Below are 8,925 nucleotides of genomic sequence, written 5' to 3' on the forward strand. Positions count from 1 at the left end.
GTCAGAGGTGGGCCGTTTTCGTCGACCGGAAACGGGTCACTGCCCCAGCCTGCCTTTTCATCGCCCTTCGGGAGGCGACCAATCGACGGCCGTTCGCGACGGCAGCGGGTCGCCGTAGTGGCCCGGCGGAAGCGGACGGCGGTTCCGGACGTACGCCGTCAGCTCCACCGCCACCACCAGCACGACGTACGCGATCAGCGCCGGCACGTACGCCGCCGGGAACCGATGCCCGAGGGCGACGTCCAGGAGGGGCGGGACCGCCACCAGCGCGGGTGACGCCGAGTGGATGTTCTCCGCCAGCAGCCCGCGGTACACCGCCAGCGACTCCGGGTCCTCGGCGAGCACCGGGCCCCGCGTGAAGCCGGCCAGCACCACACCGCCGCAGATGGCGCTCAAGGCCAGCAGACCCAGCCAGCTCCAGGCGTACGCCGGAGCCGTCGAGAGCAGCGCGACGGCCAGGGCCGCGCCGCCGGCGTACGCCAGTACCACCGCTACCGCGAACCAGCCGCCGAGCACACCGCGGTCACGCGTCGCGCCGGGCCAGGGGCGCGTCCGCTTCGCCAGTTCCCGTTGCCTAGCACGGATGCTCCGCCACATCGTCAACTGGATGACGAAGCAGACGAAGTACGCCGCCGCGGCCGCCGTCATGCCGAAGAGGCTCTGGTAACCGACCGCGCCGAACAGGCCGAGCACGACGAACAGCAGGAACCACGGCAACGCGCTGCGAGGACGGACGTTGCGGGTGGCCAGCAGGGCCTCGAGGTACGGCGTCGGCGTGGCGACCGGCCGGCCGCGCTTCGCCAGCCAGCGCCGTCCCATCTCGTGCTCGGCGGTGTTCATCGGGCCTCCCCGTAGTAGCCGTCGGCGGGCAGCGCGGGAATCCGCCGCCGCTGGGTGATCCGTGCGACGACGTGCGTGGCCACCGCGAGCACGACGTAGCCGATCAGCCACGGCTTGGCCGGCAGGTCCATGAACACGAGGTCGGCGACCACCGGCAGCGCGAACGCCGACGGCATGGCCAGCTGGACGTCTTCGAGCCGCGTCACGGCGTCGACCGCCAGTGAGCCTTCGTCCTCCGCGATCACCGGCCGCCGCAGCACGCTGGTCAGGATCACCGCGTCCACGATCGCACCCAGGGCCAGCAGCGAAAGCCATAACCAGGCCCAGAGCGAACCGCCGGCCGCCAGCACGATCCCGAGCACGGCGCCTCCGCCGAACGTGACCGCCAGCGTGGTCAGGTACCAGCCGCCCAGCACCTCCCGCCACGGCGGACGTGGGCGATCCAGCCGGTCACCCAGCCTCGCGATCGCCTCCCGGTCACCGGCCCGGACGTGCAGCCACGTCGTCAGCACCACCATGCCGAAGATGCAGAAGGCAAGCCCGCCGTCAGGCAGGTCGTTGTGATCGTCCACGAGGATGAGCAGCAGGAACTGGTAGACGAAGATGCCGGCGAACGTCAGCAGGTACACGAAGAAGGCTGCGGTGAAGGCGTCCGGCGACCGCTTCCCGCGGCGGACGCTCAGCCGTGACGTCAGCAGCGTCATCGGCTCGGCCACCTGGACTCCGCGTAGTTCGAGCCACTTGACCGCGGCCTTCTCCCGCGCCGTCAGCGTGCTCATCGGACGCCTTCCCGAGCCGGCAGCGGTTCGCCGTAGTGGCCGTCCGGGAGGGCCGGTCGCCGTCGTTGGTGGACGAGTGCGCCGATGACCTGGATCCCGACTGCGAGCAGGACGTAGCCGAGGAGCCACGACGTGAACCCGGGCGGTTGCCGATGGGTGGTCACCAGGTCGAGGAGCACCGGGAACGCGTACATCGACGGAGCCACGACGTTCAGGTCTTCCTTCCGCAGCACGGCGTCGACCGCCAGCGACGCCTCGTCCTCCGCGATCACCGGCCGGCGGACCACACCGGTCACGACCATCGCGAAGAGGGCCGCAGCCAAGCCGAGCACACCGAGCCAGCTCCAGGCGTAGGTCCGGTACTCGGTGGCGAAGAACATCGTCGCCCCGAGCGCGGCACCGCCGGCGAAGGTCACCATGGCGGCCGCGAGGTACCAGCCGTTCACCAGTTCGCGCCACGGCGGCCGCGGACGGTCGAGCGCCCGGGTGCCCAGCACGGCCACGGCCTCGCGGTCCCGTCGCCGCAGGGCGAACCAGAGCGCTCCCTGGAACCCGAAAGAGATGAAGTAAAGGATCTTGCTCTCGGTCATCTCGACGCCGCGCACGCCGGGCAGGTACTGCAGGCACTGGTAGCCGACCCCGCAGGCCACGGCGGCCAGCACGATTCCGGCCTGCCGGAGCCGCAGCCCCCGCGGCCACGCACTCCGGCGCACGCTCAGTCTGGTCGCGAGCAGCCGGGTCGGGATCCCCACCTGAACCCCGTGCTTGCCCAGCCAGAGCGCGGCCATCTCCACCTCACTCCGGTTCGGAACATGTTCGCCCATGGAACCCCCCTCGCCTCGCGGAACACGCACGAGCGGGCGAAAAGGTTTACCGGCCGTAGTAACCGGGCGGCAGGCGCCGGTACCGGTGACGGGTGACCAGCCAGCCGGTCAGCTGCAGGACGACCACGACCACCAGGTAGCTCAGCGCCGACCAGCCCAGCCAGCCGGGCGTCGCCCAGTCGACCACGAAGACCGGCATCGCCAGCACCGCGTACACCGCGCTCGGGGCGAACCGGTAGGGGTCTTCGGCCCGCAACAGCTCGTCGACCCACCGGGAAGCCGCGTCCTCCGCGATCACCGGCCCGCGGAGCGCCCGGCCGAGCACCAGCGCGGTCGCGCCGGCGCCCAGGGCCAGCGCGAGCGTGTGCAGCCCGACCTCCACCGCCGGCGGGTACCAGTGCCTCGACGTGAACCGCGGCGTGGTCAGGAAGGTCGCCGCACACAGCGCCGCGCCGCCGACGAACGTGATGGCCAGCCGCGTCGGCAGCCACACCGGCACCCCGCGTCGGGCCAGCCACATCCGTGTGCGGCCCACCTCGAGCACCGTCGGCTCGCCCGGCAACCTCGGATCCACCGGCAGCGCCGGTTCGCGCACGTCCATCCCGCAATCCCCCTCGTTCGCAGGGAGAACGCGGACCGCCCCGGGGAGGTTGCCTCCCCGGGGCGGGCGTTGAAACTTTCCTTACTTCAGGTACTGCGTCCCGCGGGTCACCGCGGCATACGCGTCGACCGCGCCGTTGCCGTAGAAGCCGTTGAACGACGGGTCACCCTGGCAGGTCGCGGTGAACTCCGGCCCACGGCCTTCGTCCACGTAGTCCACCGTGCGCGGGACCGGGCAGGCGATCTCCGACGCCGTGCCCTCGAGCACGCGCTGGACCTTGTCCGGGTCCAGGCCGAACTCGCCGTGGGACTTCTTGCCGTACTGCGAAACGATCAGCGCCGAGACGCCGGCCGCGTGCGGTGTCGCCATCGACGTGCCCTGCAGCCACTGGTAGTAGCCGACCCGGCCGTCGGCCGCCGTCGCCTTCTGGACGCCCAGCGCGACACCTTCCGGCGTCACGTTGCCCGCCGCGTCGATGTTGCCCTCGGCCACACCCACGTTCTTCGGGTACGCCGAGAGGATCTCGTTCTCGACCGTGCGGAACCACGGCGTGCCGAAGCCGTCGCGGAAGTACCCGCCCGGCGCGGAAACCGAGATCTGCTCGGTGCCGTAGTTCGAGTAGTCCGCCTTCGCCTGCGACGGCCCGAACGCGCCGACGCCGATCGTGTGGTTGCCTTCGACCGGCAGGTTCAGGCAGGAGCTGTTGTCGACCTGACGCGGGTGCGTCGAGTTCGCCGGGTAGTCCGGGCTCGTGGTGTCCGGCTGCGGCGCGCCGAGGTCGGTGTGCTGGTTGCCCAGCGCGACCACCATCGTGACGCCCTTGCGGTGCGCGTAGTTCAGCGCGCGCTGGGTGGCCTCGATGATCGTGCGCTGCTCGGCCTGCTCCGCGGCCGAGTCGGCCGGGTTGGCGGCACAGTTGTACAGCCACGGGTCCGTGTAGAACGACATGTTGACGACGTCGATGCCCGCGTCGCCGGCGTAGGTCAGCGCGTCGACGGTCGGCTGCAGGAAGAAGTAGCCCGAGTCCTGGCCGGCGCGGATGTTCACCAGCGTGACGTTCGGCGCGACGCCGGAGACGCCGAAGCCGTTGGCCGCGGCGGCGATGGTGCCGGCGACGTGCGTGCCGTGGGCGCCGTCGTCGTGGTTGACCGGGTCGACGCAGCCGCGGAACTCACACGGGCCGTCGACCTCGACGCCGTTGACGTCGAACGGGATGTCCTTGACGAAGTTGCGCGAGTCGGCCGCGTCGAAGTTCGGCGCGATGTCCGGGTGCGTGCCGTCGATGCCGGTGTCGATGACGCCGACCTTGACCTGCTTGCTGCCCGGCTGCTTGGTGCGCGAAAGGTCGGAGCGCACGGACTTCAGGCCCCAGAGCTGGTCGTCCAGCGGGTCCATTCCGACGGCCTTCGTCGCCGCCTTCTTCGAAGAGGCCGCGCCGCGTCCTTCCTTTTCGGCGTTGTCGTTCTTGGCCTTCTTGCCGTTCTTCGGCAGCGAGCCGATGACCTGGGCCTTGGCCGCGCCGAACACGGCCCGGTTCGCCGAGACGCGCTCGGTGAATCCGGTGGCCGGGGCGCTGGCCTTGATGAGGCCGACGGCGGTGTTCGTCTCCAGCACGGTGCCGCCCGCGGCGCGGATCGCCTGCTGGGCGGTGCCGATGCTCTGCGTGTCCTTGGCGAGCACGGTGAACTCGGTCGCCGGGCCGGCCAGCGCGGGCTGCGCGGCCGCGACCGGGACCGCGACGGCCGAGATCGCCCCGAACAGCGGGATGGCCATGGCCGCGGCGAGAAGCCTGGGTCTCTGCACGATTCTCCTCCTCGGGAAAGCGGTTCCTGCACCGTATAGATCGGACAATGCAGCCACAACGGCCGAACGGACGTTATGGAACAACCGACTTCTGCTCCGCGAAGTGACAAGCTGACAAGTGGCCGTCCGTCCTCGGCACCAGCTCCGGGACTTCCGTGGCGCACCGGTCCTGCGCCTTCCAGCAGCGCGTGCGGAACCGGCACCCGGACGGAGGATCCAGCGGACTCGGCACGTCACCCTCGAGCCGGATGATCTGCCGCTGCCCGCGGACGGCCGGATCCGCGACGGGCACGGCGGACAGCAGCGCCTGGGTGTACGGGTGGGACGGTCGTTCGTAGATCTCCTCGTCCGTCCCGATTTCGACGATCTTGCCGAGGTACATCACGGCGACCCGGTTGGACAGGTGCCGCACCACGGAAAGGTCGTGCGCGATGAACACGTAGGACAGGCCGAACTCGTCCTGCAGGTCCCCGAGCAGGTTCATCACCTGCGCCTGGATCGAAACGTCCAAGGCGGACACCGGCTCGTCGCAGATGATCACCTTGGGCCGCAGCGCGAGTGCCCGCGCGATGCCGATGCGCTGGCGCTGCCCGCCGGAGAACTGGTGCGGGTAGCGGTTGAGGTGCTCGGGGTTGAGCCCGACGACCTCCAGGAGCTCCTGCACCTTCGTCGCGCGCGATCCCTTGGGCGCCACGTCGGAGTGGATCTCGAACGGCTCGCCGACGATGTCGCCGACGGTCATCCGCGGGTTGAGCGAGGTGTACGGGTCCTGCAGCACGATCTGGATCTCGCGCCGCAGCTTGCGCAGTTCGTTGCCGCGCATCGAGAAGATGTCACGGCCCTCGAACGTCGCGGTGCCGCCGGTCGGCTCTTCGAGACGCATCAGGACCTGCGCCAGCGTCGACTTGCCGCAGCCGGACTCGCCGACGACGCCGAGCGTCTCGCCCGGCATCAGGTCGAAGGAGACGCCGTCGACCGCTTTGACCTGCCCGACCGTGCGCTTGAACAGGATGCCGGTGCGGACCGGGAAGTACTTCTGGAGTCCGGAAACCGAGAGGATGGGGTCCGACGACGTGCGCTTCTCGGCGGAGGCGGAATCAGATGCTGCCACGGGAGTTCACCACCTCTTCGGCGAAGTGGCACGCGCTGGTCCGGCCGAAGCCGATCCCGCGCGGTGCCGGGACTTCTTCGGAGCACCGGGCTTCGGCCCGCTTGCACCGGGGGTGGAACGGGCAGCCCGGCGGGATGTCGAGCAGGCTCGGCGGCAGGCCCTTGATGGTTTCCAGCGTCTGTCCTTTGAGGTCGAGCCGGGGCAGGGAGTCCATCAGCGCGGCGGTGTAGGGGTGGGCCGGCGCGCGGAACAGCTCGACGACGTCGGCCTGCTCGACGATCCGGCCCGCGTACATCACCGCGATCCGGTCGGCGACCTCCGCGACCACCCCGAGGTCGTGGGTGATCAGCACGAGCCCCATCTTGCGTTCGGCCTGGATCTCGGCGAGCAGGTCCATGATCTGGGCCTGGACGGTGACGTCGAGGGCGGTCGTGGGCTCGTCGGCGATGAGCAGGTCCGGGTCCAGCGCCAGGGACATCGCGATCATCGCGCGCTGGCGCATGCCGCCGGAGAACTGGTGCGGGTAGTCCTTGATCCGCCGGTCCGCGGCCGGGATGCGGACGATGTCGAGCAGCTCGACGGCGCGCTTGCGGGCGTCCTTCTTGGACATCCCGAGCCGGATGCGCAGCTGCTCCTCGATCTGGAAGCCCACGGTGAACACGGGGTTCAGCGCGGAGAGCGCGTCCTGGAAGATCATCGCGACCTCGCTGCCGCGCACCTCGCGGCGGCGGTCCTCGGACGCGGTCAGCAGGTCCTCGCCGCGCCAGCGCACCGCACCGGCGGTGATCACGCCCGGTGGCATGTCGAGGATGCCCATCACCGTCTGCGCGGTGACGCTCTTGCCGGAGCCGGACTCGCCCAGCACCGCCAGGGTCTCGCCGGCGTGCACCGAGTAGCCGACGCCGTTGAGCACCTTGGCCACGCCGTCGGAGGTCCGGAACTCGACGTGCAGATCCTCTACTTCGAGTAAGAGTTCGTTGTCGGACAAGGGGATCTACCTCGACTTCGGATCGAGCGCGTCGCGGATGCCGTCACCCAGCATCACGAAGGCCAGCACGGTCAGGGTGACGAAGGCGCCGGGGAACAGCAGCATGTGCGGGTCCACCCGGAAGTAGTCCCGCGAGTCGCTGATCATCACGCCCCACGAGATCACCGGCGGGCGCACGCCGATGCCGAGGTAGGCCAGCGTCGCCTCGGCGCCGATGAACGCGCCGAGCGCGATGGTGGCGTACACCAGCACCGGCGCGATCGTATTGGGCAGCAGGTGCCGGAAGATGATCCGCGGGGTGCTCGCGCCGAGCCCGCGCGCGGCCTTCACGTAGTCGAGCTGCTTGGCCACCAGCGTCGCCGAACGCATGATGCGCATGGCCACCGGCCAGCTCAGCACGGCGATGGAGCAGACCACCTGGACGATGATCGTGACCGCGCCGGGGTTCGAGCCGGGCGCGTTGAACGTCGTCAGGATGACGATCGCGCCGAGCACGAACGGCAGGCCCGCGAAGATGTCGCCGAAGCGCGACAGGATGCTGTCGACGAACCGCCCGTAGTAGCCGGCGAAGATGCCGACCAGCGATCCGAAGAGGACGGTCAGCAAGGTCGAGAACACGCCGACCAGCAGGGACGCGCGAGCGCCGTAGATGGTGCGGGCGTAGACGTCGTAACCCTGGTTGTCGTAGCCGAACCAGGCGTCCGCGGACGGGCCTTCGTTCGCGTGCGTGAGATCGCTGAACCCGGCTTCCCGGGAGCTGAACAGGCCGGGTGCGATGGCGATCAGCACGATCAGCAGGATGATCACCGCCGACGCGACGAAGGCCGGCTTGCGCCGCAGCTGGCGCCACGCGTCGCTCCACAGGCTGCGGGGCTTCTGCGGGCCGGTGCCGGAGTCGTCGATGCGCGACAGCTCGGCCGCGTCGGCCCCGCCGCCGCCCACCAGGTTCGGGTCAGTCATAGCGGATCCTCGGGTCGAGAACGGCGTACAGCAGGTCGACGATCAGGCTCATCAGCAGGTACACCAGCACCAGCAGGACGACGACGCCGACGACGGTCGCGCTCTCCCGGTTCTGGATGCCGCGGAAGATGAGCCCGCCCAGGCCGTTGATGTTGAACACGCCTTCGGTGACGATCGCGCCGCCCATCAGGGCGCCCAGGTCGGTGCCGAGGAAGGTGAGCACCGGGATCACCGAGTTGCGCAGCAGGTGGACACCGACGACACGGCTGTTCGGCTGGCCCTTGGCGATCGCCGTGCGCACGTAGTCGGCGCGGCGGTTTTCGGCGATGCTCGTTCTCGACAGCCTCGCCACGTAGGCCATGGACAGGCTGCCGAGCGCGATGCCGGGCACGATCAGCTCGCCGACGCTGGGGTTGTCGGACACGCTGGCCTCGATCAGGCCGAGGCCGTTGCTGCCCAAGGCGAGCTGCAGCACGATCGCCGTGACGAACACCGGCAGCGAGATCAGGAACGTGGTCGAGACCAAGACCAAGTTGTCGAGGAAACCCTTGCCGCGCAGGCCGGTCAGCACGCCGGCGGTGAGCCCGATGAGGGCCTCGATGACCACGGCGATCACGGCCAGGCGCAGCGTGATCGGGTACGACGTCGCGATCAGCTCGCCGACCGAGGTGCCGTTGAAGGTCTCGCCCCAGTCACCGGTGAACAGGCTCCCGAGGTACTTGAAGTACTGGACGAAGAGGTTGTCGTCGAGGTGGAACTTCTCCGTCATCTGGGTGATGTAGGCCTTCGGGCAGGCGGTCTGGCCGCACTTGCCGGAGAACGGGTCGCCGGGCACGGCCCAGACCAGGACGTAGATGAGGAAGGTGGTGCCGAAGAACACCGGGATCAGCTGGAGCAGCCGTCGCAGGACATAGCGGGTCATGACGTTCCTAGTGCGCGCCGGCCGTCGTGAGTGGGAAACAGTGTTCTCGCTTCGAGCGCCGAGCTCCGCGAACGCGAGCGGAGCAAGGCGGCCGCGC

General features: G+C 69.7%; 9 protein-coding genes. All 9 read right to left on the bottom strand.

The genetic code is table 11. The features are described from left to right. Positions 1 to 57: 57 nt before the first annotated feature. Entirely contained in the window at positions 58 to 840 is a 783-nt protein-coding gene (locus AB0M59_RS39100) for a hypothetical protein (RefSeq protein ID WP_364625685.1), read from the bottom strand. Beyond that, the gene (locus AB0M59_RS39105; RefSeq protein WP_364625688.1) at positions 837 to 1,619 is read right to left on the bottom strand and encodes a hypothetical protein; all 783 of its coding nucleotides are present in this window, start codon (positions 1,617 to 1,619) and stop codon (positions 837 to 839) included. The genes AB0M59_RS39100 and AB0M59_RS39105 overlap by 4 nt, the downstream gene beginning before the upstream one ends. Beyond that, positions 1,616 to 2,443 (bottom strand): hypothetical protein, encoded by an 828-nt coding sequence (locus AB0M59_RS39110; RefSeq protein ID WP_364625691.1) that lies wholly within the window; start codon positions 2,441 to 2,443, stop codon positions 1,616 to 1,618. Before AB0M59_RS39110 ends, AB0M59_RS39105 begins: the two co-directional genes overlap by 4 nt. Positions 2,444 to 2,489: 46 nt before the next feature. Then, positions 2,490 to 3,044, bottom strand: coding sequence for a hypothetical protein (locus AB0M59_RS39115; protein WP_364625694.1), 555 nt, complete (start codon positions 3,042 to 3,044; stop codon positions 2,490 to 2,492). Positions 3,045 to 3,125: 81 nt separating this feature from the next. After that, a complete protein-coding gene (locus AB0M59_RS39120; protein WP_364625879.1) occupies positions 3,126 to 4,817 on the bottom strand; it encodes a S8 family serine peptidase in 1,692 nt (563 codons plus the stop codon). Between the two features lie 103 nt (positions 4,818 to 4,920). After that, the gene (locus tag AB0M59_RS39125) at positions 4,921 to 5,958 is read right to left on the bottom strand and encodes a dipeptide ABC transporter ATP-binding protein (protein WP_364625697.1); all 1,038 of its coding nucleotides are present in this window, start codon (positions 5,956 to 5,958) and stop codon (positions 4,921 to 4,923) included. Further along, entirely contained in the window at positions 5,945 to 6,946 is a 1,002-nt protein-coding gene (locus AB0M59_RS39130) for an ABC transporter ATP-binding protein (RefSeq protein WP_364625700.1), read from the bottom strand. Before AB0M59_RS39130 ends, AB0M59_RS39125 begins: the two co-directional genes overlap by 14 nt. A gap of 6 nt (positions 6,947 to 6,952) precedes the next feature. Then, a complete protein-coding gene (locus AB0M59_RS39135; protein WP_364625703.1) occupies positions 6,953 to 7,906 on the bottom strand; it encodes an ABC transporter permease in 954 nt (317 codons plus the stop codon). Beyond that, entirely contained in the window at positions 7,899 to 8,828 is a 930-nt protein-coding gene (locus tag AB0M59_RS39140; RefSeq protein WP_364625706.1) for an ABC transporter permease, read from the bottom strand. The genes AB0M59_RS39135 and AB0M59_RS39140 overlap by 8 nt, the downstream gene beginning before the upstream one ends. Positions 8,829 to 8,925 lie beyond the last annotated feature (97 nt).

Origin of the sequence: Amycolatopsis sp. NPDC051371, assembly GCF_040682155.1 — a bacterium.
Taxonomy (GTDB): domain Bacteria; phylum Actinomycetota; class Actinomycetes; order Mycobacteriales; family Pseudonocardiaceae; genus Amycolatopsis.

Coding starts and splice junctions, on each gene's coding strand:
- AB0M59_RS39100 (WP_364625685.1), bottom strand. CDS start 840: ATGAACACCGCCGAGCACGAGATGGGACGGCGCTGGCTGGCGAAGCGC.
- AB0M59_RS39105 (WP_364625688.1), bottom strand. CDS start 1,619: ATGAGCACGCTGACGGCGCGGGAGAAGGCCGCGGTCAAGTGGCTCGAA.
- AB0M59_RS39110 (WP_364625691.1), bottom strand. CDS start 2,443: ATGGGCGAACATGTTCCGAACCGGAGTGAGGTGGAGATGGCCGCGCTC.
- AB0M59_RS39115 (WP_364625694.1), bottom strand. CDS start 3,044: ATGGACGTGCGCGAACCGGCGCTGCCGGTGGATCCGAGGTTGCCGGGC.
- AB0M59_RS39120 (WP_364625879.1), bottom strand. CDS start 4,817: ATGGCCATCCCGCTGTTCGGGGCGATCTCGGCCGTCGCGGTCCCGGTC.
- AB0M59_RS39135 (WP_364625703.1), bottom strand. CDS start 7,906: ATGACTGACCCGAACCTGGTGGGCGGCGGCGGGGCCGACGCGGCCGAG.
- AB0M59_RS39140 (WP_364625706.1), bottom strand. CDS start 8,828: ATGACCCGCTATGTCCTGCGACGGCTGCTCCAGCTGATCCCGGTGTTC.